Raw genomic sequence first — 24,060 nt, 5'->3', positions numbered from 1 at the left:
GGCGGACTTGCTCCCGCCGGGCCCGCCTGCCGTGTCGGGACTTCGCGCGGCGACAAGTGCTTCCCGTGCGAGCCGGCCCCGGGATGTGCTTTCCTCCGCGCCCCGTATGACTGCTCCTTCGCTCGTGTATCGCCGCTACGGCGGCTCGCTCCAGGTCGACATCTCCACCTTCGACGTCCTCGTGGAGGCGGCGAAAATCCCCGAGACCCAGTGGATCGCCACCGCGTGTCCGCTGGAGGGGCTCAGTTGCGACCCCGCCTTCCTCACGTTCATGGACGGGGACGGCAACGGACGCATCCGGGTGGCGGAGGTGCGCACCGCGGTGGAGTGGGCGGCCCTGCGGCTGAAGGACCGCCGCGGCGCGGACGCGGGCAGCGACGTGTTGGAGCTGGCCTCGCTCTCCCCGGAGGGGGCGCCGCTCAAGGGCGCGGCGGAGATGATCCTCCGCACGCTGGGCGTGGCGGACATGGGGCGCATCTCGCTCGCGCAGGTGCGCGCCAGCGACGAGGAGCTGCGCAAGACAGGTCAGAATGGCGACGGCATCGTCTCGCCGGACCACCTCCCGGAGCGCCTGCGCCCGCTCGCGCGCGACATCATGGCGTCGTTCCCGGAGGTGAAGAACCGCTCGGGCGAGGCCGGCATCGACGGCGCGACGCTGAAGCGCTTCCGCGAGGAGCGTGACGCGCTGCTGGCGCACGTGGCGAAGCGCGGTGACGTCTTCGTCTGGGGCGAGGCGAGCGAGGCGCGTGCGCGGAGCGTCCGCGAGGTGGCGCCGTTGCTCGACGCGTACTTCCTGCAGTGCCGGCTCGTGGCCGCGCAGCCGGAGGCCGCGGCGAACCTGCGCCTGCGGGCGGAGCGGGTGGAGGGCGCGCTCGGGGACGTGGCCGCGTTGGGCAAGGCGGCGGGAGAGCTGCCCATCGCCCCGCCGGATGCGTCCGGCGTGCTGGCGTGGACCCGCCTGGTGCGCGGCCCCGCGTACGAGCGGCTCGAGGCCTTCCGCCGGGACGTGGCCACGCCGGTGACGGGGGACTCGGAGCGGCTGACCGACGCCGCGTGGCGCGAGCTGTCCGCGAAGGCGGACGCGGTGCTGGCGTGGTTCTCCACGCGCGACGCGAACCCCCTGCACAAGCACGTCGACGCGCTGCCGGCGGTGGACGCCGCGGACCTGTCCGCCATCGACGCCGCCTGCGCGGCGGACCTGTCGTTGGCTCCCACGCTGGGCGCCATCGTCGAACTGGAGCGCCTGGTGCTGTACCAGCGCTGGCTGCTGGTGTTCGCCAACAACTTCATCAGCATGCCCAACCTGTACCTGCCCAAGGCGCCGGCGCTGATGGAGAAGGGGACGCTCATCCTCGGCGGGCGCAAGTACACGCTGTCCGTGCTCGCGAAGAACCGCGCGGAGCACGCGGCGCTGGCGGGGCAGGGGACCACGTGCATCCTCTACGTCATGGTGGCGCCGAAGGACGGCTCGCCCGGCTACGAGGTGGCGGTGCCCGTCACGCGCGGGCGCAGCACGGACCTCAACGTGGGCAAGCGCGGCGTGTTCTACGACGTGAACGGCCAGGAGCACGACGCCATGGTGACGCACGTCATCCGCCAGCCCGTGTCGTTGTGGGAGTCGATGACCATGCCCTTCACGCGCATGGCCTCGTTCGTCACCGGCAAGGTGGAGGGGCTGGCGACGGCGGGTGAGAAGACCTTCGATTCGACGCTGGAGACGGGCTACACCCAGGCCGTGACGGCGCCTCCTCCCGCCGCGGCACCGGCCGCCCCCGCCGCGGCGGCGCCTCCGGCCGCGGGAGGTCTGGCGGGGCTCGTGGCCGCGGGCAGCATCGCGGCGGCGGCCCTGGGCTCCTCCTTCGCGTTCATCGTCTCCCAGGTGAAGTCCCTGACCATGGCGGACCTCATCACCGCCGCGTCGCTCATCGCCATCGTGGTGATGGCGCCCGCGGGGCTGCTCGGCTGGCTGAAGCTGCGACGGCGCAACCTGGCGCTGCTGCTGGAGGGCTCCGGCTGGGCCCTCAACGACCGGCTCATGCTGACGCGGGGGTTGGCCACGCTGGTGACGCGGCGCCCCAGGTTGCCCCAGGGCGCCCGCGTGGACCGCCGCGACATGGTCCGCCCCGCGCTCCTCGAGCAGCAGGAGGACGACGGCGACACGGAGGGCCTGTCCGGTTGGGCCCGGCTGGGACTCACCGTCGCCATCCTCTTCGTCCTGCTGTGGCAGGTGCGCCACCCGCTGCTCGCCTTCATGTGCGACGCGCAGTGGCTGTCGGAGACGTCCTGCTCCGTCCTGCTCCCCAAGCCCGCGGCGCCCACGCCGGCGGCGCCCGCGACCCCGGCGAAGTAGCGGGTGCCAGGGGCCCGGAATCTTGCGAGGATCTCCGGGCCCCCTACGCTGGCCTCGCCATGAAGACCCTGTCGCCCCTGCTGGAGCAGTTCCGTGTCCACCTCGAGGACGAGAAGGGCGCGTCGCCGCACACGGTGCGCAACTACCTCATCGACCTGACGGACTACGAGCGCTACCTCGTGGAGCGGATGAAGCTGTCGCTCCTGGCCGGCACCCACGCGGCCATCCGTGGCTACCTGGGGACGCTCAGCACGGACCACGCACCGGCCAGCCGCGCGCGCCGGCTCGCCTCCATCAAGTCCTTCTACAAGTACCTGGTGCGCCAGAAGCTCCTGCCCGCCAGCCCCGCCAAGCTGGTGAAGAGCCCGAAGCTGCCCAAGGCGCTGCCCAAGGTGCTGCCGGTGGAGGAGGTCTTCGCGCTGCTCGACGTGCACGACCTGAAAGCCGTGCTCGGCCTGCGAGACAAGGCCATCCTGGAGATGCTCTACGGCGGCGGGCTGCGCATCAGCGAGCTGTGCGACCTGGACCTGCTCGACGTCGACCGGAGCGGCCGCATCGTCCGCGTCATGGGCAAGGGCAGCAAGGAGCGCCTGGTGCCCGTCAACGCCCAGGCCATCCGCGCGCTGGAGGCCTACCTCGCCCGTCGCGGCGAGCTGCTCGCCGAGCCCCGGCCCGCGCAGGCGCCGGACGCCCTGTTCCTCAACGCGCGCGGCGGACGCCTGACGGACCGGAGCATCCGCAGACACCTGGACGCCCACGTCCTCAAGTGTGCCCTCGCGCGCAAGGTGAGCCCTCACGCGCTGCGACACTCCTTCGCGACCCACCTGCTGGGCGGTGGCGCGGACATCCGCAGCATCCAGGAGCTGCTGGGTCACGCCAGCCTCTCCACCACGCAACGGTATACCCACGTCACCTGGGAGCAGCTCCAGGCGGTCTACGACGCCGCCCATCCACGCGCCTGAGGGCGCGTTGCCGGGTGAGTTGTTTTTGCTAGGCTTCCGCGCACGCGAGGTGCGCATGGCTCGTATCGCCGACGGGGTGGGGGACATCGGGAGCGACTTCAAGTTCGCCCTGCGGATGCTGCGCAAGGACCCGCTCTTCACGGTGGTCGCCGTGCTGTGTCTGGCGTTCGGGATTGGGGCGAACGCGGCCATCTTCAGCGTGGTGGACGCGGTGTTGCTGCGCCCGCTGCCGTACGAGGAGCCCGAGCGCCTGGTGCGGCTCTTCGAGACGACGCCCGCGCAGGACCCGAAGTGGCTGGGCTCCGTGTCGTGGCCCAACTACCAGGACTGGGCCGCGCAGCTCCCGTCGCTGGACGGCGTGGCCGCGTACGAGCTCCAGGGCCGCAACCTGATGACGCCCGAGGGCGCGGAGCGGGTGGCGGTGGTGGCGACCACGGCCAACCTCTTCCAGGTCTTGGGCACCCCCCCGAAGCTGGGGCCCGGCTTCTCTCCCGGCGACGACCACCCCGGGGCGCAGCCGGTGGTGGTGGTGGGCGAGGGCCTGTGGCAGCGCCGCTTCGGCGCCGACCCGGGCCTGGTGGGACGGACGCTGACGCTCGACGGCCAGCCCCACACGGTGGTGGGCATCCTCCCGGCGACGGTGGGCTTCCCGGCCGGGGCGCGCATGGACGTCTTCGTGCCGTTCGTCCCCTCGGCGGACCGCGTGGACAACCGGGGCGCGCACTTCCTGAGCGTGCTCGGGCGGCTGCGGCCGGGGGCCTCGGCCCGCACCCTGGGCGCGGAGCTGGGGGAGGTCGCCCGGCGCATCGAGGAGGCACATCCGGCCCAGCAGGCGGGACGCAGCGCCACGGCCGTCTCCCTCGCGGAGACGGTGGTGGGGGACGCGAGGCCCACGCTGCTCCTGCTCCAGGGCGCGGTGCTGCTGGTGTTGCTCATCGCCTGCGCCAACGTCGCCAACCTGCTCCTGGCCCGCACGTCCACGCGGCAGCAGGAGATCGCCATCCGCTTCGCGCTGGGCGCCAGCCGGGGCCGCGTGGTGCGACAGCTCCTGGTGGAGAGCCTGCTGTTGTCCCTCCTCGGCGCCGTCATCGGCGTGCTGCTGGGCTCCTGGGGCGTCAACACGCTCGGCTCGTGGGTGCGCACGTCCTTCCCGCTGACGGGGGAGCTGCCCCTCAACGCGCGCGTGGTGGGCTTCCTGTTGGTGGTGTCGGTGGGCAGCGCGCTCGCCTTCGGGTTGGCGCCCGCGCTCCAGGCCACGCGCACGCCGCTGCGCGCGAGCCTCGCGGAGCCGGGCGCGAAGCTGTCGCCCTCCCGTTCGCACCACTTCTTCCGCGCGGCGCTGGTGGTCGTGGAGATCGCCCTGTCCCTCGTGTTGCTGGTGGGCGCGGGGCTCCTGCTGCGCGGCTTCCTGACGCTCCTGGGCACCGAGCCGGGCCTGGACGCGCGCAACGTCATCACCGCCCACCTGCCCATCACCGCCGCCCAGTATCCGCGCGAGGAGGTCGTCGAGCGCCTCTTCAAGCCCATCCTGGAGAAGGCGCGGGCGCTGCCCGGCGTGCAGTCCGCGGCGCTCATCTCGCTCCTGCCCATCCAGACGGCGTGGACGAGCGGTGACTACGCCGTGGAGGGCGAGCCCGCCGCAGACCCCGGCAAGGCGCTCTTCGCGGAGTTCCGCACCACCAGCCCGGACCTGTTCAAGACGTTGGGCATCCCCCTGCTCGCGGGCCGCGACTTCACGGAGGACGACGGGCGTCGCGAGGAGCGGGTGGTCATCGTCAACCAGGCGCTCGCGCGCCGACACTTCCAGGGGGGCGACGCGGTGGGGCGCCGGCTGCTCCTCGCCGGGCAGCCGGCGGAGATCATCGGCGTGGTGGGGGACGTGCGTCAGGCGGGGCTGGACCAGCAGCCGTTGCCGGAGGTCCACCTGCCGTACAACCACGCGCAGTCCACGCTCTGGTACTTCCAGGCGGTGACGCTGGTGCTCAAGACGTCCGCGTCCCCGACCCACGTGGCGCCCCTGCTGCGGGCCGCGGTGCGGAGCGTGGACTCCGAGCAGCCGCTCTACAACGTGTTCACGATGGAGGAGATCATCCAGCAGTCCGTGGCGGGGCGGCGGCTCAACCTGTCGCTGCTGGGGGCGTTCGCGCTCATCGCGCTCGTGCTGGCCACCGCGGGCCTCTACGGCGTCATCTCCTTTCTCGTCTCGCAGCGCACGCAGGAGATCGGCATCCGCATGGCGCTGGGCGCGCCTCCCGGCCAGGTGGTGCGGCTGGTGATGGACCAGGGGCTGAAGCTCGTGGGGCTGGGAATCTGCCTGGGCGTGGTCGCGGCCTTCGTCCTCAGCCGCTACATGGAGAGCCTGCTGTACGGCGTGAGCGGGAGGGATCCGCTCACCTTCGTGGGCTTCTCCGTGCTGCTGGGGAGCGTGGCGCTCATCGCCACCTGGCTGCCCGCGCGCCGCGCGTCGCGGGTGGACCCCCTCAGCGCCATCCAGAACCGCTGAGGCCCGCCGGTCCGGCCTCCCCCCACGGCTCATGGGGGGAGGGGACTCACGGCGGGCCCGCGGGCCTCAGGACGCTTCCTTCAACGCCGTCAGCTCCTCGATGTCCTCGGGCACCGGGTCGAGCGCGGCCGACAGTGCCGGATAGGCGTTGAGCAGGTCGTCGACCTTGGCGCCGAACTGCAGCCACCCGACGATGCGCACCGCGTCCTCGTTGGTGACGCACACGCGGCGCAGGCGCCGGTTCACCACGAAGTGACGCTTGCCCTCGGGCGTGTCGAACTCGTATCCGCGCAGGAGCTGCGCCGCGGTGTAGCCGCGCTCGCTCTCCTCGACGGTGGCGAACGCCTGCTTCAGCGCGTCGCGCCCGTAGCGGCTGAGCAGGAGGAGCAGGTGCTCACGGTCCACCCAGTGGCCGTGCTGGTACAGCTTGCGCTCGCGCTTGAGCTTGTTGAAGCGCTCGAGCACCGCCCGCGCGCCCTCCGCGTCGAGCCCCGTCTCCGGCTCGTATTCGTAGAACAGGTCCAGCACCGTGTCCGTGCGCGGCTTGAAGCCCTTCACGCCGAACTGCTTCGGATCCAGGTGGATGGGCGCGTTGTGCTCGAACACGAACGTGCCCGTGCCCTCCGAGTGCAGGATGTCCGAGTGGTTCAGCAGGAACTGGACGGTCTCCTCCGCCTCGTCCTCCGTCTCCGTGGGGAAGCCGAAGAAGTTGAAGGTGTGGCTCCAGATGCCCGCGTCGTGCGCGAACTGGAGGTTGTCCACCATCACCTTCTGCGTGTTGTTCTTGCGCATGTGTCGCTGCACGCGCTCGGACGCCGTCTCCAGCCCGATGTAGACCGAGCGGAAGCCGATGTCATACATGTTCTGGAAGTCTTCCCGCGTGTAGTACTTCTCGAACTTGTAGAGCGCGGTGAAGAAGTACTGCCCCTTGGGGACGGCGGGGGGGAGCATGCGGAAGAGCTTGGGCGGCAGCGCCTCGTCGTTGAAGGCGAAGTGGCGCACGCCGTGGCGCGCGTTGAGCACCTCCAGGTCCTTGGCGATCATCTCCGGCGCGCGCATGCGGTAGCGGTCGCCGTAGATCATCCCGTGGTAGCAGAAGGCGCACTTGCCCCAGTAGCAGCCGCGCGTCGTCAGCAGCGGCAGCACGATTTCGGGAGACAGGTACTCCTCCAGGGGCAGCCCGCCGAAGTCCGGCGTGGGGACCTCGCTCATGGGCAGCGAGTCACCCAGCGGCGTCAGCACCAGCTCCCCTCCGTCGATGAAGGCGAAGTTGGGCGTGCGGTCCTTGCGCGGGTCCTCCACGGAGAGGAACCGGTCCACGGGGCGCTCGCCCTCGTAGCGGCAGATGAAGTCGAAGCACTCGCCGAAGAGCTGGGTGACCCAGGTGCTCTCCTTCTCCACCAGGCGCGAGAACACGCTCCCGCCCACCAGCACCGGCACGTCCGGGAAGCGCTGCTTGAGCACCCGCCCGAGCGTCAGGCCCGCGACGATCTGCTCGGTGCCGATGATGGAGACGCCGAAGTAGCGGGGCCGCTGCTGGACGCCCGCGACCTGCTCCTCGAAGAAGGCGATGAAGGGGTTGGCGTAACGGTCCTCGATGAACTCGAGCAGCGCGGGGATGGAGGCGAGCACGTCTCCGTCCTGCAGCGACGTCGTGCCCACCTCGATGACGGGCTCCGCGGCGGAGAACGCGGCGAGCAGCGCCTTGAGCGCGTCCACGCTGTCCTTGAAGTTCTCCATCGTGTCGTAGGTGTCGCCGGTCCGCAGCCCCTCCACCCGGGGGAGGAGCGTGTCGTACTCGTCCAGCGTCGCCAGCGCGTGCAGGCAGCGGGCGCGGTACATGCGGTGCTCGTCCGTGAGCGCCTCGATGAAGTGCTTGAGCCGCGCGCGGGCCACCGGCAGCCGCTGGGGACCGATGAACCACCGGTAGAAGCTCACGTTCCAGTCATCCTGGTGGATGCTGTGTCCGCGCAGCTCGAGATAGGCCTTGAGCGAGGGCGTGCTCAGGAACGGCTGCAGCGGAGACCATTGCGGCGGGAAGATGAGGTGGAGATCCGGGCGAGACAGGTCGCGGGCCTCCTGCGGGGTGTCGGTTGCCATCAGCCAGAACCTCCATGGGGTGGACGTACGGACGAGGTCAGGGACTCGTCGGGAGGACGGGGGCACTGGTCGAGCCTCCCCCATCAAGAGGCGCCGCCCCACGACGGGCGGGCGGCGCCGACGTCGAACCTCGACGGAACTACGCGATGCTCATGCCCGCGACGAGCGCCTTGAGCAGCATGGGCTTGCCGCCGGCCAGGGTGCCCGGCTTGGCGACCTGCTGCTGCTGCTGTTGCTGCTGCTGCTGCTGCTGGACCTCGCTGGTCGGGAGGCTGACCTGGTTGACGCCGATGGCGTCATTGACCACGGGGTTCAGGGTCGCGGCGTGGCTGGCGAAGGCTCCGAAGAGCATCGTCAGCGCGGCCGGGGACGCGAGCGCGCGGATCGTACGGCGGGTGGCCTTCTTCGAGTCGTCCATGCTTACCTCCGAGGGTGTGTTGTCTTGCTACGACCCGGTCAGACACTCATGCCAGGCCTTACCGGGTGCCTTCAGGGTTCATGACGCGTGTGAGTCATATCGACGCGGGCAGTCACGAATCTCAAACGGGTTGTCATCACAGCCTCGCGACCGTGACGTGCGAGGGCGGGAGGTGAGGCCTCCCGTCTCCGGCTCATCTACTTCCATGGAGACGGGGCCCCGGGGCGGGTGGGGGTTCAGGGCGTGGGCGGCGTGGGCGGCTCCGGCGTGGGAGGCAGGCCCAGGGCCGGGAAGTCCGCGGCGGTGCCTGGATAGACGATGCGCGCGCCGTTGCGGACGACCTCGAATTCGAAGACGGAGGGCGCGCCCACGCGCCAGACGAAGAGGATGTCCGACGGGGTGGCGATCTGCCGGGTGTTGATGCGCAGGATGAGGTCGCCCTTCTGGAACGGCCAGTACCCCGAGGGAGAGGCCTCGGTGACGGAGGTGACGCTGGCTCCGCTGACCGTCTTGAGCTCCACGGTGAGGTTCGCGCCGTTGGCCTGGATGACGACCCGGTCCGTGTTGGCGCTGGCGCTGATGTCGACGGTGCTCACCCGGCTGGCCCTTTCATTCGCGGGGTTCGACCTGGCGGCGTGGCTCGGAGCGCCAGCGGCGACGAGCAAGCCCAGAATCAGGATGGGACTGGTCACGGGGTTCCTTCCTTGTCTGTCGTGGATGGGTCGTGAAACCAATCAGGCTGCCGACATGGGACGGACTCCATGCCTGCAGCACGAAGGGTCGCCAGAAAAATAATGTATGCAAGACAAACGGTCAAATCGGTTTAGGCATGGTGTGAATAGAGACATCCGGGTCATGTGAGACGGCCGTGGGGGCTCCAGCGCTAACGTCTGGATAATCCTTCGTGTATAGGGTTTGTCCGCGACACGGCGGGTCGGGCCGGATGGTTGGTGTTGCATCCCGTGTTACAGGCGGGGCGCCGCGACACCGGCGACTGCGTCAGGTGTCGGACCTCGACCCACCGGGGGCGTGGGTGGGACGCCCTGAACTGGACAGGCGGACCGTGTTCCTTGGAAACGGGGGGCGGGGCTTGTTAAACCCGGGGCCCATGTTCCACGGCACCACCATTCTCTGCGTACGGCGTGAAGGCAGGGTGGCCATCGCCAGCGACGGCCAGGTCTCCTTCGACAAGACGGTGATGAAGAACACGGCGAAGAAGGTCCGCAAGCTGGGGGAGGGGCAGGTCCTCGCCGGCTTCGCGGGCAGCACCGCCGACGCCTTCACGCTCTTCGAGCGGTTCGAGGCCAAGCTCAAGGAGCACCAGAAGAACATGGCCCGGGCCTGCGTGGAGCTGGGCAAGGACTGGCGCATGGACCGCTTCCTGCGGCGGCTGGAGGCGCTGCTGGTGGTGGCGGACCGCGACAAGACGTTCATCCTGTCCGGCGCCGGCGACGTCATCGAGCCGGACTACGGCATCGCGGCGGTGGGCAGCGGCGGCCCGTACGCGCTGGCCGCCGCGCGGGCGCTGATGGCCCACACGCAGCTGCCCGCGCGCGAGGTGGCCCAGCAGTCGCTGGCCATCGCCGGGGAAATCGACATCTACACCAACTCCAACATCTCCATCGAAGAGCTCTAGGAGCACCGCCCGTGGCCGATTCGCGCAAGACGTCCACCTTCACGCCCCGCGAGGTCGTTGGCGAGCTGGACCGTTACATCGTGGGGCAGAACGCCGCCAAGCGGGCGGTCGCCATCGCCCTGCGCAACCGCTGGCGTCGCCAGCAGGTCTCGGACGACCTGCGCGATGAAATCCACCCCAAGAACATCATCATGATCGGCCCGACGGGCGTGGGGAAGACGGAGATCGCCCGGAGGCTGGCGAAGCTGGCCCAGGCGCCGTTCGTCAAGGTGGAGGCGTCGAAGTTCACGGAGGTGGGCTACGTGGGCCGGGACGTGGAGTCGATGATCCGCGACCTGGTGGAGGCGGCCATCTCGCTGGTGCGCGAGGAGGAGACGGAGAAGGTGAAGCCCCGCGCGGAGGAGCTGGCCGAGGACCGGCTGGTGGAGCTGCTGCAGGGCGGGGGGCCGCGCACGCCGCCGTCGCCGCCGCCCTTCGGCTTCTCCCCGCCGCCGCCTCCGCCTCCCTCGCGGCTGGACGACGCGGAGCGCGACAAGCTGCGCGCCAAGCTGCGCGCGGGGACGCTCGACGACCAGCACGTGGAGGTGGAGACCAGCGACAGCGCGCCCACCTTCATGCGCGGCTTCTCCGGCCAGGGCATGGAGGAGATCGGCGTCAACCTCCAGGACCTCTTCAAGAACATGCCGGGCATGAGCAAGACGCGCCGGCGCCGCGTGCGCGTCCCGGAGGCGCTCCAGCTGCTGCGCCAGGAGGAGGCCCAGAAGCTGGTGGACCCGGACCGCGTCCAGCGCGAGGCCGTGGCGCGCGCGGAGTCCAGCGGCATCGTCTTCATCGACGAGATCGACAAGATCGCCAGCCGCGAGGGCGGCAAGGGGAGCGGCGGGCCGGACGTGTCGCGCGAGGGCGTGCAGCGCGACATCCTCCCCATCGTCGAGGGCTCCACCGTCAACACCAAGTACGGCATGGTGAAGACGGACCACATGCTCTTCATCGCCGCGGGCGCCTTCCACGTCTCCAAGCCCAGCGACCTCATCCCGGAGCTGCAGGGCCGCTTCCCCATCCGCGTGGAGCTCGAGCCCCTGTCCGGCGACGACCTCATCCGCATCCTCCGCGAGCCGAAAAACTCGCTCTTGCGGCAATACACGGCGCTGCTTTCCACCGAGGGCGTCCGGCTGACCTTCACCGACGACGCGGTGACGGAGCTGGCGCGCATCGCCCAGCAGGCGAACGAGCGCACGCAGAACATCGGCGCCCGCCGCCTCCACACCGTCCTGGAGCGCCTGCTCGACGAGGTGTCCTTCTCCGCCAGTGAGCTGGGGCCCCGGGACTTCCAGGTGGACGGCAATTATGTGCGCGAGCGGCTGGGCTCCATCATCCAGGACGAGGACCTGTCGCGCTACATCCTCTAGCGCGCTATATGGCGCGGGCAGTCCCCACTCACACAAAGGGAGGTAGCCCCCCTTGTCGCAGCCCGTGCCGTCCCCCGCCGCCCCGCTCGCCAACGCCCCCCTCATCCAGAAGGCCCGGAGCCACCTGCTGCAGAACTACAAGCAGCAGCCCATCGTCCTGGTCCGTGGCCGCGGAACCCGCGTGTGGGACGCGGACGGGCGCGAGTACCTGGACCTCATCGGCGGCGTGGCGACGTGTGCCCTGGGGCACTGCCACCCGGACGTGGTGGCCGCCGCCCACGCGCAGCTCGACACGCTCTGGCACGTGTCCAATGCCTTCTACTCGCAGCCGTCCATCGACCTGGCGGCGCAGTTGTGCGAGTGGAGCGGCCTGTCGCGCGCGTTCTTCTGCAACTCCGGCGCGGAGGCCAACGAGGCGCTGCTGAAGCTGGCGCGCAAGGCGATGAAGGACCGGGGCCACCCGGAGCGCTTCGAGGTCATCACCTTCGAGCGCAGCTTCCACGGCCGCACGCTGGCCACCGTCACCGCCACCGGGCAGCCGAAGTACCACGCGGGCTTCGAGCCGCTGCCGGCGGGCTTCAAGCACATTCCCTACGGGGACCTGGACGCCGCGCGCGCCGCCGTGGGCCCCACCACCGCCGCCATCCTGGTGGAGCCCATCCAGGGCGAGGGTGGGGTGCGGGTGGCGCCCGAGGGTTTCCTCAAGGGCCTGCGCGCCCTGTGCGACGAGAAGGGCATCCTGCTGCTGGTGGATGAGATCCAGACGGGCATGGGCCGCACGGGCATCCCGTTCGGCTTCATGCGCGACGGCATCCTCCCGGACGCCGTCAGCATGGCCAAGGCGCTGGGCAACGGGCTGCCCATCGGCGCCATGCTCTGCCGCGAGGACGTGGGCGCGAGCCTGTCGCCGGGCAGCCACGGCTCCACGTTCGGCGGCAACCTGGTCGCCGCGGCGGCGGCCAACGCGGTGCTGAAGGTCATCCGCCAGCCGGGCTTCCTCCAGGAGGTGGTGGCCAAGGGCGAGTACTTCCTGGCCGGCCTGAAGGCCCTCCAGGGGCGGCTGCCGGCCGGGCGTCTGGTGGAGGTGCGCGGCCGCGGCCTGCTGGTGGGCCTGGAGATGGACCGCGACGCGCCCCAGGTGCTGGCCCGGCTGCGCGAGGGGGGCGTGCTCGGCAACGCCGCCGGGGAGCGCACGGTGCGCTTCGCGCCGCCGTTCACCGTCACCCGCGAGGAGCTGGACGAGAGCCTCGCCATCATCGAGCGGGTGCTGACGGCCCTCTGAGGTCGTCACGCCGCCCATCCGACCGGGTCGGGGAGACACTGGGTGTTTGACGCCCTGTGTCTCCCAAACCTACGCTCGGCCTTTCGGCAACCCATCCGTGGACCGTCTCGTGAACGCGCCAAACATGATCGTCGGCCTGGGGGCCCGCACGGACCACCTGGCGACGGTGCCCAACCTGGATGCCTCCCGCCTCCAGCTCAGCGCGGAGGAGGCCTCTGTCCTGTCGCTCGTCGGTCGCGTCGAGCGAATCGACCAGTTGTTGTCGCGTTCCACCCTGGGTGAGGCGCGCACCATCGCCGTGCTCCTGTCCCTCCGGGCCAAGGGCGCCATCGTCCCCGCGCGCGTCGTGCCGCGAAACCAGCCCGCCCCGGCGGTGGACGCGGCGCTGGCCGAGGAAGTGGACCTGGAGCCGGAGCGGAAGCGGGAGATCATCGAGCTGGAGCGCTCGCTCGACACGCTGGACCACTTCACCGTGCTGGGGCTGCGCCCCGGGGCGCCCGCGTCCGAGGCGAAGCAGGCCTATTACAACGCGTCACGGCGCTTCCACCCGGACCGGTACTTCGGCAAGAACCTGGGCAGCTTCCGCGCCCGGATGGAGCGCATCTTCCGGAGGCTGACGGAGGCCCACAACGTCCTGACCCAGCAGGACAAGCGCGACGCCTACCTGAAGGCGAACCCGGCGCTGGCGCTCGCCTCCACCGCGGCGGCTTCGCCCGCGCCCGCCCCCGCGCCTCCGCCCCCGTCGAACCCCGCGCTGGAGCTGACGCCCATCGCGCCCCGGCCTCCGGCGCCACCTCCTCCGGCGCCCGCGCCGCCCCCGCCCGCGCCGGCCCCGCAGGATGGGGAGTCCGAGGCGCGCCGCGCGGAGCGGCAGGCCCGGCTGGCCCGCCACCCCTACATGGCGCGCAACGTGCGGCTGTCGGAGCTCATCGCCCGGGGCAAGGCGGCGGTGTCCCGGGGGGACTGGGAGCGCGCCTACCAGGACTTCCACCAGGTCCAGACGCTGGACCCCAAGAACCGCGAGGTGGCGACGCTGCTGGTGGAGGCGCGGCGGCGTCACGACGAACACCGCGCGTCCCTCGAGCTGGCCCGGGGCCGGGAGCTGGACCAGCACGGGGACTCGGTGGGGGCCCTGGCCGCCTACCGGCTGGCCGCCTCCCTGGACGCGCAGAGCGCGGAGGCCGCCTACCTTTCCGCCCGGTCGGGCCTCGAACAGGGGCAGGACGTGGGCGAGGTGCGGGTGCTGGCGCAGCGCGCCGTGGACCTCCAGGGGCAACGCGTGGAGCACCAACTGCTCCTGGGCAAGGTGCTCGTGGAGCTGGGGGCGAAGAAGCAGGCCAAGCGGGCCTACGAGGACGCGGCCAGGTTGGACCCGGACAACGCGGACGCGAAGGCGGCCCTCAAGAAGTTGCGGTGGACGTTCTAGGATGAGCGCGGACTCCCATGGCTGAGCCCGAACCCCTCATTGGCATCGACCTGGGCACGACGAACAGCATCGTCGCCACCGTCCAGGACGGTCAGCCCGTGGTCATCAAGAACCGCACCGGACAGGCGCTCACGCCGTCCGTCGTCGCGGTGTCGAAGAATGGCAAGCGGCTGGTGGGCAGCATCGCCAAGCGCCAGGCCATCACCAACCCCCAGGAGACGGTGTACGCCGCCAAGCGGCTCATCGGCCGGAAGTTCTCCTCGCACGAGGTGCAGGACGCCCTGCGCCAGTTGCCGTACGAGGTGGTGTGCGGGCAGCACGACGACCTGCGCGTGCGCATGGGCGGCAAGGACCTGGCCGTGCCGGAGCTGTCCGCGATGATCCTCCAGGAGCTCAAGGCGGACGCGGAGGCCCACTTCGGGCGGCCGGTGAGCAAGGCCGTCGTCACGGTGCCGGCGTACTTCAACGACGCCCAGCGCCAGGCGACGAAGGACGCGGGCCGCATCGCCGGGCTGGACGTGCTGCGCATCATCAACGAGCCCACCGCGGCGGCGCTGGCCTATGGCTTCAGCCGCACGGTCAACGGGCGCGTGGCGGTGCTGGACCTGGGCGGGGGCACGTTCGACGTGTCCGTGCTGGAGATCAACCAGGGCGTCTTCGACGTCGTGGCCACCGGGGGCGACACGTACCTGGGCGGCGAGGACTGGGACAACCGCATCATCGAGTGGCTCGTCTTCGGCTTCGCGAAGGAGCACGGCATCGACCTGCGCAAGGACCGCATGGCCTTGCAGCGGCTGAAGGACGCGGCGGAGAAGGCGAAGGTGGAGCTGTCCGGCATGCGCGAGACGCAGCTCAACCTGCCCTTCATCAGCACGCCGCCCGGAGGCGGGGCCGCGCTGCACCTGCAGGCGGCGCTCGCGCGCGAGAAGCTGGAGGACCTGACCAACGACCTGACCGAGCGCGTGGTGGGCCTCACCACGGAGGTGCTCGGTGAGGCGGGGGTGCGGCCGTCGGAGCTGAAGGAGGTCATCCTCGTGGGGGGCATGTCGCGCATGCCCCGCGTCGTGGAGGCCGTGCGCAACTACTTCCGTCGCGAGCCGTGCAAGGGCGTCCACCCGGAGGAGGTCGTCGCCCTGGGCGCGGCGGTGCAGGCGCACGCGCTGGTGGCGCAGGAGAGCGAGCTGCTCCTCCTGGACGTCACGCCGCAGAGCCTGGGCGTGGCCATCGCGGGTGGGTTCGTGCGGCGCATCATCCCCAAGAACACCACGGTGCCCACCTCCGCCACGGAGGTGTTCGCCACGTCGAAGGACTTCCAGCGGGTGGTGAAGATCATGGTGCTCCAGGGCGAGCACGACGCCGCGCACCAGAACGAGCTGCTGGGGGAGTTCGTCCTCTCCGGCCTGCGCGAGGCGCCGCGCGGGCAGGTGGAGATCGAGGTGACGTTCGACATCAACGCCGAGGGCATCGTCTCCGTCTCCGCCAGGGACCGCGAGACGAGCCTGCGCCAGTCCATCACCGTCACCGCGTCGAGCGGGCTGACGGAGGACGAGCTCAAGCGCATCATGGACGAGCAGCGCGGCTATCTCATGGCGGCGCGCATCTCCGAGGAGCTGATCGCCCGGCGCGTGGAGCTGGACACGCTGGCGCGCGACGTCATGGACGCGCTCACGCGCGCGCGGTTGCTGCCGGGGGGCGGCGGCCTCCCCCCGGACGCGGTGCCCCGGGCCGAGCAGGTGTTGGAGCACGCGCGGCAGGTGCGCGCGGGAGAGGACGTGGGCGCCCTGGGGCGCGCGTGCGAGCTGCTCGCGGCCAGCCTCGCCCAGCTCAAGAACCCCGCGCGAAGCGGCATGGGGAGATAGATGAGCACCCAGCGCGCCAACCAACTCGTGGAAGCGGGATTGTGGCTGCGCCTCAGTGGCGACGCGCAGGGTGCGCAGAAGCTCTTCGAGCGGGCGCTCGAGCTGGACCCCGGCAACACCCGCGCCCAGGAGTCGCTGGCGACGCTGGTGGGCGGGAACACGGGCACGGGCCCGTTCTCCGCGCCGTCCACGGAGGTCTCCACCCGCGCCACGCCGCTTCCCTCGCTGGAGGGTGACTGGGGCGCGTGGGCGGTGGGTGAGCCGAGCCTCGCCGTGGAGGAGACGGCCGTCGTCCGCACGGCCAGCGTCCTGCTCCCGGACGCGGACGCGGGGCCTCCGGAGAGCGACGTGCTGGAGCTGCTGTCCCGCGACGAGACGCCCATCACCCAGGAGTACGGCCTTCCCCCGGACACGTACCGCGCCCCGCTGGGCGAGACGGAGCTGGAGCGACTGCTCCGTGGTGCCGGGGACCTGCTGGAGCTGGACGACCACTCGGGGGCCGTGGACCTGCTGTTCAAGGCGCAGGAGCTGGCGCCCGGGGACCCGCGCGTCGAGGCCCTGCGGCTGCGCAGCGAGCGGATGCTGATGGCGATGCTGGAGTCGAAGCTGGGGGACCTGGGGCGGGTGCCCCGCGTGCGCCTCCAGCCCGACGACGTCATCTGGCTCAACCTGGACCACCGCGCCGGCTTCGTGCTGGCGCAGATCGACGGCGGGGTGACCTACGAGGACCTCTTCGCCCTGTCCGGGATGACGCGGCTCGATACCGCCCGCATCCTCGCGCAGTTGCTCGACGAGGGCGTCATCGCCTCCGGGTGAGGCGCGAGCCCGCTGCCCTCCGAGCGCGATGCCCGTCTGGATTCGCGGCGCGAAGCCGGGGCCTCCGTTTCCCAGACCGCCGGTGGCGAAGGCGGGCACCCTGTCGACGTGGGAGGGCTGACCCGCGCCCACCTGTGTCGCGACGCGCACCCCGGAGGGCACGGCGCCAGATTCCTGTTGTTTTGACAGGTATCTGTCGAAATGGCAGGGTTTGGTCATGTCGACCGAAGTCAGCATTCCGATGCTCCCCTGTGTCGAACTGGAGCCGACGCTGGGGTTCTACGCGCGGCTGGGGTTCGAGGTGACCTATCGACAGCGCTCACCCAATCCCTATGCGGTGACGCGGTGGGGCGGTGCGCAGCTCCACTTCTTCGGGCTGAAGGGCCTGGAGCCGTCCCGGGCGTTCAGCACGTGTCTGTTCATCGTCGACGAGGTCGAGCGTCTCCACGCGGACTTCTCGGCGGCCCTGCGCGCGGACCTCGGCAGGCTGCCCCTGCGTGGCGTGCCGCGAATCACGCGGATGCGGCCGGGCCAGTCGCGCTTCTCCGTCGTGGACCCGAATGGCAACACCGTCATCTTCGTGCGCCGGGACGAGCCCGCGGGCTACGGGGACGAGGCGGCGGCGCCGGAGCGGAGCACGGGGTTGGGCAAGGCGCTCGCGTTGGCCCGTCGCCTGCGCGACTTCAAGAACGACGACGCGGCGGCGGCGAAGGTGCTGGAGACGGCGCTGCGCAAGGGCGTCGAGGGGAGCCGCCTGGAGAAGGCCCGGGTGCTCGCGGCCCGCCTGGAGCTGGCCGTGGCCCTGGAGGAGGCCGCGGGGGTGACGGTGCTGCTCGAGGCGCTCGGGGCGCTGGCGCTCACCCGGGAGGAACGCGTGGCGCTCGACGCGGAGCTGCGAGCGCTCGAGACGCTCCTCGGGGACGGCGCGACGCGCTCGCTCCCCGAGGGGGCACGCCCCGTCAGCCGCGGATGACCGCGGTCCAGGTGCCCTTCACCACGACGTCGCCGCGCTGGTTGCGCGACTCGGAGGTGACGACGACGAACTCCATGCCGGCCTTCTCGAAGATCTCCGCGATGCGGCCGGTGGTGGTCATCACGTCGCCCGGGCGCATGACGTCCAGGAACTCCAGCTCCTGCTCGCCGTGGACGAGCATCAGCAGGTTGATGCCCAGCTCGGGGTCCGCCACGGCCGAGCCGAACGGGCGGATGGCGAAGACGACGGCGAAGCTGGGGAAGGCGATGAGGTCGCCGTAGGGGCCGTCCTTGGCCGCCTGCGCGTCGTGGAGCAGGGGGCTGACGTGCGCGGGCGCCTCTCCGGGCGTGCCGGCGGCGGGGTGGGCGCCTCCGAGCGCCAGCGCGAACTCGCGCATCTTCTCCGCGCCGATCGTGTACGTGTACGGGCCGTACTCACGGCCGATGAAGCGTTTGTCGATGGCCATGGCGCTATCCGATGGAGGCTTCGACGACGGCGCCCTTGAGGACGGCCTCGCCGCGCTGGTTGGTGGCGGTGACTTCCGTGACGAGCCGGTGGCCCTCGAGGACGGTGACGCGGCCCTGGAAGGTGACGGTGTCCTCCAGCCGCACGGGGCGGGAGAAGCGCACCTTCACGCGGCGGATGCGGCCCGGGTCTCCCACGAAGATGCCGACGGCCTCCACCGCCCAGCCCAGCGTGCAGAGGCCCTGGAGGATGACGCCACCCAGGCCCGCGGCCTGGCCGACCTCCGGGTCGATGTGGATGGGATTGAAGTCCCCGGACGCGCCCGCGTAGTAGATCGGCCGGTACCGGTCGCACTCGCGGACGTGCGTGAACGTGTCGCCTACCTGGAACGTGCGTGCCATTCGGTGATGTCTAGCACGGGCCGCCAGCGCCCCGGTTCACGAAGTGCCCGCGTTCCACGTCGCGAAATGCAAGGGGGGCGTGGCGTATTTCAATGTCCGGAGCGGGCCGCCGCGGCGCCGCCGTCCTCGCGCTCCGTGGCCGGTCCGTGGTCCAGCGGGTCCTCGACCTCGGAGCCCTCGCGGCGCTTGCGGTACTGCTCGCGCACGTACGTCACCAGCTGGTCCAGGTACGCGGAGAGGGGAGGGCAGCGGACACCCGTGCCGTCCAGCAGCTCCAGCGTGTTGTGGCAGTTGTAGATGGCCAGGTGGTTCACGTAGCTGATGGCCGCGCGCTGCGGGCGAGCCAGCTTCTCCAGCACCGGCAGCCGCAGCATGACGTCGGCCGCGCGCGCGGACAGGTTGAAGCGGGGCAGCTTCTTGTTGGCCTTCTCCGCGATGAGCTCGTACACGCGCCGCGCGCTCATGGGGTTGGGGTCCACCAGGTGGAAGGTGCGGCCCGCCGCGCGCGGGTCCTTCGACAGCCGCAGCACCGCGTCCACCACGAAGTCCACCGGCACCACGTTGAGCGGCGCCACGCCGTTGCCCGGCAGGGGCAGGGGCACCACCAGCGGCGACGTCACCAGCAGGATGCCCAGGTAGTAGGGCCCCTCGAACTTGTCGATCTCCCCCGTGCGCGAGTCGCCCACCACGCTGGACGGCCGGAAGATGGTGACGGGCAGGGTGGCCGACGCGCGCATCACCAGCCGCTCCGCCTGGAACTTCGTCTCCTCGTAGGGATTGCGGAAGCCCTGGCCGCGGTCCAGCTCGTCCTCGGCGATGACGCCCACCCGGTCCCCGGACACGTAGCAGGTGGAGAAGTGATTGAAACGCGACAGACGCTCGCAGTCGCGCGCCAGCTCCAGCATGTTGCGCGTGCCGTCCACGTTCACCCGCCACGCGGTGTCCTTGGGCACGCCCAGTTGCGCCACGGCGGCCAGGTGGAAGATGTCCGTCACCCGCTCGCACAGGCGCTGGTACTCCTCCCCGGACAGCCCCAGGTGCATGTCCACCACGTCGCCGGTGAGCAGCTCCACCGTGGCCCCCTTCAGTCGGGACGCGTGCTTCTGCGCCTCCTTGAGGGCCTTGGGCTGCACCAGCGCGAAGATGTGGCCCTTGGGATCCTCCCGGGCGATGTGCTCCACCAGTCGCTTGCCGATGAACCCGGGGTAGCCGGTGATGAAGTACGTCCCCGAACCGGCCTTCTTGCGCGTCTCGCTCATTGCGGCGCGCAGCATACCCGTCCGTCAGCCGCGCGCGAGCATGGCGCGCCAGACCGACTCGACCTGGGCCCGGGTGGCCGCCAGGTCACCCCTGTTGTCGATGACCCACGTCGCGTGGGCCCGCTTGTCGTCCAGGGGGAGCTGGGCCGCCAGCCGGGCCTCCGCGCCGGCCGCGTCCAGGCCGTCTCGCGCCATCAGCCGGGCCTTCTGGACCTCCCGGGGGACCCACACCAACGCCATGCCGTCCATCCACGGGTGCATGCCGCTCTCCACCAGCAGGGGGACGTCGTAGACGACGCGCGACACGCCTCGCGCCTCGGCGTCGTTCAGCCGCTGGGCGAAGGCGTCCCTCACGGCGGGGTGGACGATGGCGTTGAGCGCGGCGCGCTCGGCGTCGTCGCCGAAGACGCGGGCCCCCAGCTTGGGGCGGTCCAGGCGCCCGTCGGGGCCCACCACGCCCGGGAAGCGCTCCGCGATGGCGGCCAGGGCCGGGGTGCCCGGCTCCACCACCTCCCGCGCGAGCACGTCCGCGTCGACGACCTCCGCGCCCAGCTCGCGCAGCATCCACGTGACGGTGCTCTTGCCGGAGGCGATGCCGCCCGTCAGTCCGAAGACGCGCACCTACTTGGCGGCCTTCTGCGTGGTGAACGTGAACGACTGCACCGTCTTGCCGTCCTCGTTGAAGAAGATGGCGAGCCCCAGCTTGGGGTACAGGAAGTAGGTGCGGAAGTCGTCCGTCAGCTTGCGCTGGTAGCAGGGCGTCGCGGGCGCCGGGCCGGAGGGGCACGCGGGGCCGTAGTTCGTCTCGATGGTCTCCTTGTCGATGACGGGCCCGGGGAACACGTCGATGCGCTCGATGAGGCCCGTGCCGGGGTCCACCTTGAACTGCGCCTGGCTGGTCCCCTTGATGGCCTCCTTCCCCAGGTACGCGATGATCTCCTTGCCGTCCTGGGTGACGGTGCGCGACGGCTCGCCGAACTTCTTGACGACTTCGTCTTTCTTGGTGACGCCGGGCTCCACGCCCTGCCAGGGCTTGGCGACGGCGACGGTGGGGGCGGCGAAGGCGAGCACTGCGAGCGCGGTCAGGGTCCTCATCACGACTTCCTCCCTAATGGAAAGGGCGGGCGGGCCTCAAGCGCCTCCCTCTCATTCCAACGGACGATTCCGACGGGCATTCAACCACGAGACGCCTTGCCCCGTCCGGGGGGGTCTGCTACTTCGCGAGCCCATGCGCGCTCCTGGCACCCGCATCCTGCCCTTCCTCTTGCTGGCGCTGTGCTGTGGCGTGGCCGGGGCGGCTGATTTCGTCGGCGCGGACAGCTGCAAGGGGTGCCACCCGGAGGCCTACGAGGCCTGGCAGCGCTCCAAGCATGCCCGGGCGGTGAACTCCCTCACCGAGCAGCAGCAGAAGGACGGCCGGTGCCTGTCGTGCCACTCCCCGGACCAGGCCGCGCAGGCGTCCGCGAGTGTGAGCTGCGAGACATGCCACGGCGGCGGACAGTACTACTCGCCGGAGTACGTCATGAAGGATCCGGAGCTGGCCCGGCTGGTGGGGCTGGTGGATCCGTCGGAGAAGCAGTGCCGCTCCTGCCACGACGCCTCCTCGCCCTCCCTGCGGCCGTTCGACTTCAAGGAGTCGCTCAAGGCCATCGACCACTGGTCCGCGGAGCGGGCCCGTCGCGCCGCCCGCACGGAGTCCACCCCCACCGCGGCGCCCTCGACAGCGACCGCCAAGAAGTAGGGCCGTGATCAAGATCCTCGACGCCCGTTTCGTCACCACCGCGGTGGAGCCCAAGGGTTATCCGCAGGAGCACGCCGCGGAGGTGGCTTTCGTGGGCCGCTCCAACGTGGGCAAGTCCTCGATGATCAACGCCTTGTGCGGCCGCAAGAAGCTGGTGCGCGTGTCCAACACGCCCGGCCGCACCCGCACGCTCAACTTCTTCGACGTGGACCTGGAGTGGGGCACCAAGCGCCACCAGGTGCGCCTCGCCGACCTGCCCGGCTACGGCTTCGCCCGCGCCAGCAAGGCGGACAAGGCCCAGTGGGAGAAGATGATCACCACCTACCTGGAGAAGCGGCACCGGTTGGAGGTGGTGGTGAGCATCATCGACGCGGAGGTGGGCCCCACCCCGGACGACCTGGCCACGCTCGACTACCTCCAGGAGTTCAAGCGCCAGGTGATGGTGGTGGCCACCAAGGTGGACCGGCTCACCAAGGCCAAGACGCGCCCGAGGCTGCAGGAGCTGGCGAAGCTCATGGACCTGCCCCTGGAGGCCGTCCTGCCCTTCTCCTCGACGGCGCGCCTGGGCGTGGACGAGGTCTGGGCCGCGCTGCTCGGCACGTTCGGCAAGACCACCCGCGTCTGAGGGCCCGGGAATCGGGTAGTGGTCGCTCGGGTGGGGTTGTGCTCCCCGCCCGGGAGGGGCTGTGGTAGGCACGCCGCCGTGTCAGAGAACGGCAAGGGAAATGGCAAGGACGCGCAGCTCGCCCTCCGCGAGCTGAGCCAGCGGTTGATGCGGTTGTCGCCCCGCCAGCGCGTGGACGCGCTGCTGGAGGGGCCGGACGCCCAGGCGGTGATCCGCGCGCTGCCGCCAGAGAACCTCTACGTCACCATCCAGGAAGTCGGCCTGGCGGACGCCACGGAGCTGGTGCAACTGGCCTCGCCCGGCCAGTTCCGCGCCTTCGTGGACCTGGGCGGCTGGAAGCGCGACGCGCTGGACGCGCACGACGTGCTCACCTGGCTGCGCGCGGCGCGCGTGGGCAGCGACGACTCGGCGGAGTTCCTGCGCAAGCTGCACGCGCTGGACCTGGAGGTGCTGGAGCTGCTGCTGCGCGAGTTCGTCGTCGTGCACGACCTGGAGGAGAACCCGGACGTCAACCCCCAGGGCGTGACGCTGGAGACGCCGGAGGGGCGCTACCTCGTCGAAATCAAGGCGGAGGGGGTGGAGATGTCCGCCGTGCGCACCCTCCTCAACGACCTCATCGCGGAGAACCCCTTCGAGGCGGTGCGCCTGCTGGAGGCGGTGCGCTGGGAGATTCCCGGGGAGATGGAGGAGACGGCCTTCCAGTTCCGCCAGGGGCGCCTGCTGGACCTGGGCTTCCCGTCGCTGGAGGACGCGGTGTCGCTCTTCAGCCGCGTGGACGTGGGGCCGTCGCCCCGGCCCGGCCCGGGCAGCGCGCTGGCGACGACGCAGGGGCACGTGGACTACCTGGAGGCCGCCTTCCGGGGCCTGGACGACCTGGAGCGCACCAACGCCGAGGACGAGCTGACCAGCGTGGCCAACGCGGCGCTGGTGGCGGAGCTGGCGGACCCGGGGGACCTGGACGCCGTGCGCCGGGTGGGGGAGATGGTGCGTGACTACCTCAGCCTGGGCCTGGAGCAGTTGACGGGCGCGGACCCCACCCGCGCCACCCAGCTCCTGCGCGACACGCCCCTGCGCCGCGTCTTCCAGACGGGCTTCACGCTGACGCTGCAGCTCAAGTTCCGCGCGGACCGGCTCGCCAAGGTGCCCGGCGCCGTCCTGGACGGGGTGCTCCTGGTGTTGCCGGAGGAGGCGGCCGCGCTGGAGGCCCTGCGGCGCAAGCGCCCCCGGCGCGCGCTGAAGGTCGAGGGCGCGGAGCCGGTGCCGTTCCGCTCGCTCAAGGAGGTCGCCTCCAGCGAGGCGGCGCTGGCGCGCGCCGAGGCCCAGGTGGAGGTCTTCCGGGGCCTGTTGGGAGGCACGCCGGAGGCCGCGCGCGTGGCGGTGGCCCGCTTCGGCGTGCCCCTGGAGACGCTGGGCGTGGACCGGCTGTTCGCCGCGGGCGTGGCCATGGCGGTGCTGGACGAGCGCGCGGACGCGCGCCCGGTGCCGCTGGGCCGCGCGGTGGAACTGGGGCAGCGCCTGTTCGAGGGCACGCCCCAGGCGCCCCGGCTGCGCGCCTCCGCCGCCGAGCGCGCCCTGGCCGGGCTGGAGGGGGCGGTGGCGCCCGCGGCCCGGGACGAGCTGCGGCGCATGGTGGCGGTGACGCTCGGCCGGCTGCTGTCCGAGCTGGGCGCCGCGTGGCTCGAGGAGGAGCAGTGGAGCCCCGTCGCCTCCGAGGTCCTCCCGATGGAGAGCGCGCCGGTGCCGTAGGTTTTTCAGCCTCGGGGGGCACCGCCCGCACCGCGGTGCCTCCAAGTCAGCGGAGATCCGAGGCTTTGTCGGCCCGGAGTCCTGGCGCG

Annotated in this window: 21 protein-coding genes; 13 read left to right on the top strand and 8 right to left on the bottom strand. The window is 71.1% G+C overall.

Going from position 1 to position 24,060, the window contains the following annotated elements; all coding sequences use genetic code 11:
• The first annotated feature begins 106 nt into the window (after positions 1-106).
• Genes LZ198_RS20615 through LZ198_RS20605 form a run of 3 tightly spaced genes read left to right on the top strand, consistent with a single transcriptional unit; the run spans position 107 to position 5,815 of the window.
• Positions 107-2,350 (top strand): serine/threonine-protein kinase, encoded by a 2,244-nt coding sequence (locus tag LZ198_RS20615; RefSeq protein WP_253973731.1) that lies wholly within the window; start codon positions 107-109, stop codon positions 2,348-2,350.
• A gap of 59 nt (positions 2,351-2,409) precedes the next feature.
• Positions 2,410-3,312 carry a tyrosine recombinase XerC gene (locus tag LZ198_RS20610; protein ID WP_253973730.1) on the top strand — a complete coding sequence of 301 codons (903 nt, stop codon included), beginning with the start codon at positions 2,410-2,412 and terminating at the stop codon, positions 3,310-3,312.
• Positions 3,313-3,367: 55 nt separating this feature from the next.
• Positions 3,368-5,815, top strand: coding sequence for an ABC transporter permease (locus LZ198_RS20605; RefSeq protein WP_253973729.1), 2,448 nt, complete (start codon positions 3,368-3,370; stop codon positions 5,813-5,815).
• A 66-nt stretch (positions 5,816-5,881) separates the two neighbouring features.
• On the opposite strand, the gene LZ198_RS20600 is transcribed toward LZ198_RS20605, so the two are convergent.
• From LZ198_RS20600 to LZ198_RS20590, 3 genes are all read right to left on the bottom strand, one after another.
• Positions 5,882-7,915 carry a B12-binding domain-containing radical SAM protein gene (locus LZ198_RS20600; RefSeq protein ID WP_253973728.1) on the bottom strand — a complete coding sequence of 678 codons (2,034 nt, stop codon included), beginning with the start codon at positions 7,913-7,915 and terminating at the stop codon, positions 5,882-5,884.
• A 139-nt stretch (positions 7,916-8,054) separates the two neighbouring features.
• Positions 8,055-8,333 carry a hypothetical protein gene (locus LZ198_RS20595; RefSeq protein WP_253973727.1) on the bottom strand — a complete coding sequence of 93 codons (279 nt, stop codon included), beginning with the start codon at positions 8,331-8,333 and terminating at the stop codon, positions 8,055-8,057.
• A 236-nt stretch (positions 8,334-8,569) separates the two neighbouring features.
• Complete coding sequence (locus tag LZ198_RS20590) at positions 8,570-9,025, bottom strand: hypothetical protein (protein ID WP_253973726.1); 456 nt, start codon at positions 9,023-9,025, stop codon at positions 8,570-8,572.
• Between the two features lie 416 nt (positions 9,026-9,441).
• Between LZ198_RS20590 and hslV the strand changes: the two genes are divergently transcribed.
• The 7 genes from hslV (at position 9,442) to LZ198_RS20555 (ending at position 17,734) form a co-directional block, all read left to right on the top strand.
• Positions 9,442-9,969 carry an ATP-dependent protease subunit HslV gene (gene hslV / locus LZ198_RS20585; RefSeq protein ID WP_253973725.1) on the top strand — a complete coding sequence of 176 codons (528 nt, stop codon included), beginning with the start codon at positions 9,442-9,444 and terminating at the stop codon, positions 9,967-9,969.
• A gap of 11 nt (positions 9,970-9,980) precedes the next feature.
• Positions 9,981-11,378, top strand: coding sequence for an ATP-dependent protease ATPase subunit HslU (hslU, locus tag LZ198_RS20580; RefSeq protein WP_253973724.1), 1,398 nt, complete (start codon positions 9,981-9,983; stop codon positions 11,376-11,378).
• Between the two features lie 52 nt (positions 11,379-11,430).
• Positions 11,431-12,660, top strand: coding sequence for an aspartate aminotransferase family protein (locus LZ198_RS20575; RefSeq protein ID WP_253973723.1), 1,230 nt, complete (start codon positions 11,431-11,433; stop codon positions 12,658-12,660).
• A gap of 109 nt (positions 12,661-12,769) precedes the next feature.
• Positions 12,770-14,086 (top strand): J domain-containing protein, encoded by a 1,317-nt coding sequence (locus LZ198_RS20570; RefSeq protein ID WP_253973722.1) that lies wholly within the window; start codon positions 12,770-12,772, stop codon positions 14,084-14,086.
• Between the two features lie 17 nt (positions 14,087-14,103).
• Positions 14,104-15,945, top strand: a complete 1,842-nt coding sequence (dnaK, locus tag LZ198_RS20565) for a molecular chaperone DnaK (RefSeq protein ID WP_253973721.1) — start codon at positions 14,104-14,106, stop codon at positions 15,943-15,945.
• The gene (locus LZ198_RS20560) at positions 15,946-16,761 is read left to right on the top strand and encodes a tetratricopeptide repeat protein (protein WP_253973720.1); all 816 of its coding nucleotides are present in this window, start codon (positions 15,946-15,948) and stop codon (positions 16,759-16,761) included.
• Between the two features lie 217 nt (positions 16,762-16,978).
• On the top strand, positions 16,979-17,734 hold the full coding sequence (locus tag LZ198_RS20555; RefSeq protein WP_253973719.1) for a VOC family protein: 756 nt from the start codon (positions 16,979-16,981) through the stop codon (positions 17,732-17,734).
• Here the strand turns inward: LZ198_RS20555 and LZ198_RS20550 are convergent.
• The 5 genes from LZ198_RS20550 to LZ198_RS20530 all read right to left on the bottom strand — a co-directional run bounded on the left by LZ198_RS20550 (position 17,721) and on the right by LZ198_RS20530 (position 20,954).
• The gene (locus LZ198_RS20550) at positions 17,721-18,200 is read right to left on the bottom strand and encodes an FAS1-like dehydratase domain-containing protein (protein ID WP_253973718.1); all 480 of its coding nucleotides are present in this window, start codon (positions 18,198-18,200) and stop codon (positions 17,721-17,723) included. The two genes, LZ198_RS20555 and LZ198_RS20550, sit on opposite strands and share 14 nt — an antisense overlap.
• Positions 18,201-18,204: 4 nt before the next feature.
• Positions 18,205-18,600 (bottom strand): MaoC family dehydratase, encoded by a 396-nt coding sequence (locus LZ198_RS20545; RefSeq protein ID WP_253973717.1) that lies wholly within the window; start codon positions 18,598-18,600, stop codon positions 18,205-18,207.
• Positions 18,601-18,689: 89 nt separating this feature from the next.
• Complete coding sequence (locus LZ198_RS20540) at positions 18,690-19,859, bottom strand: SDR family oxidoreductase (RefSeq protein WP_253973827.1); 1,170 nt, start codon at positions 19,857-19,859, stop codon at positions 18,690-18,692.
• A gap of 24 nt (positions 19,860-19,883) precedes the next feature.
• Positions 19,884-20,480, bottom strand: a complete 597-nt coding sequence (coaE, locus tag LZ198_RS20535) for a dephospho-CoA kinase (RefSeq protein ID WP_253973716.1) — start codon at positions 20,478-20,480, stop codon at positions 19,884-19,886.
• Entirely contained in the window at positions 20,481-20,954 is a 474-nt protein-coding gene (locus LZ198_RS20530) for a hypothetical protein (protein ID WP_253973715.1), read from the bottom strand. It lies immediately after the preceding gene.
• 133 nt (positions 20,955-21,087) lie between these two features.
• Between LZ198_RS20530 and LZ198_RS20525 the strand changes: the two genes are divergently transcribed.
• From LZ198_RS20525 to LZ198_RS20515, 3 genes are all read left to right on the top strand, one after another.
• Positions 21,088-21,600 (top strand): cytochrome c family protein, encoded by a 513-nt coding sequence (locus tag LZ198_RS20525; protein WP_253973714.1) that lies wholly within the window; start codon positions 21,088-21,090, stop codon positions 21,598-21,600.
• Between the two features lie 4 nt (positions 21,601-21,604).
• Positions 21,605-22,225: a ribosome biogenesis GTP-binding protein YihA/YsxC gene (gene yihA / locus LZ198_RS20520; RefSeq protein WP_253973713.1), complete on the top strand. Its 621-nt coding sequence runs from the start codon at positions 21,605-21,607 to the stop codon at positions 22,223-22,225.
• A 78-nt stretch (positions 22,226-22,303) separates the two neighbouring features.
• Entirely contained in the window at positions 22,304-23,971 is a 1,668-nt protein-coding gene (locus tag LZ198_RS20515) for a DUF6178 family protein (protein WP_253973712.1), read from the top strand.
• Positions 23,972-24,060: the final 89 nt, after the last annotated feature.

Source organism: Myxococcus dinghuensis (assembly GCF_024198235.1).
GTDB lineage: Bacteria > Myxococcota > Myxococcia > Myxococcales > Myxococcaceae > Myxococcus > Myxococcus dinghuensis.
This window is presented reverse-complemented; position numbering and strand designations above follow the sequence as displayed.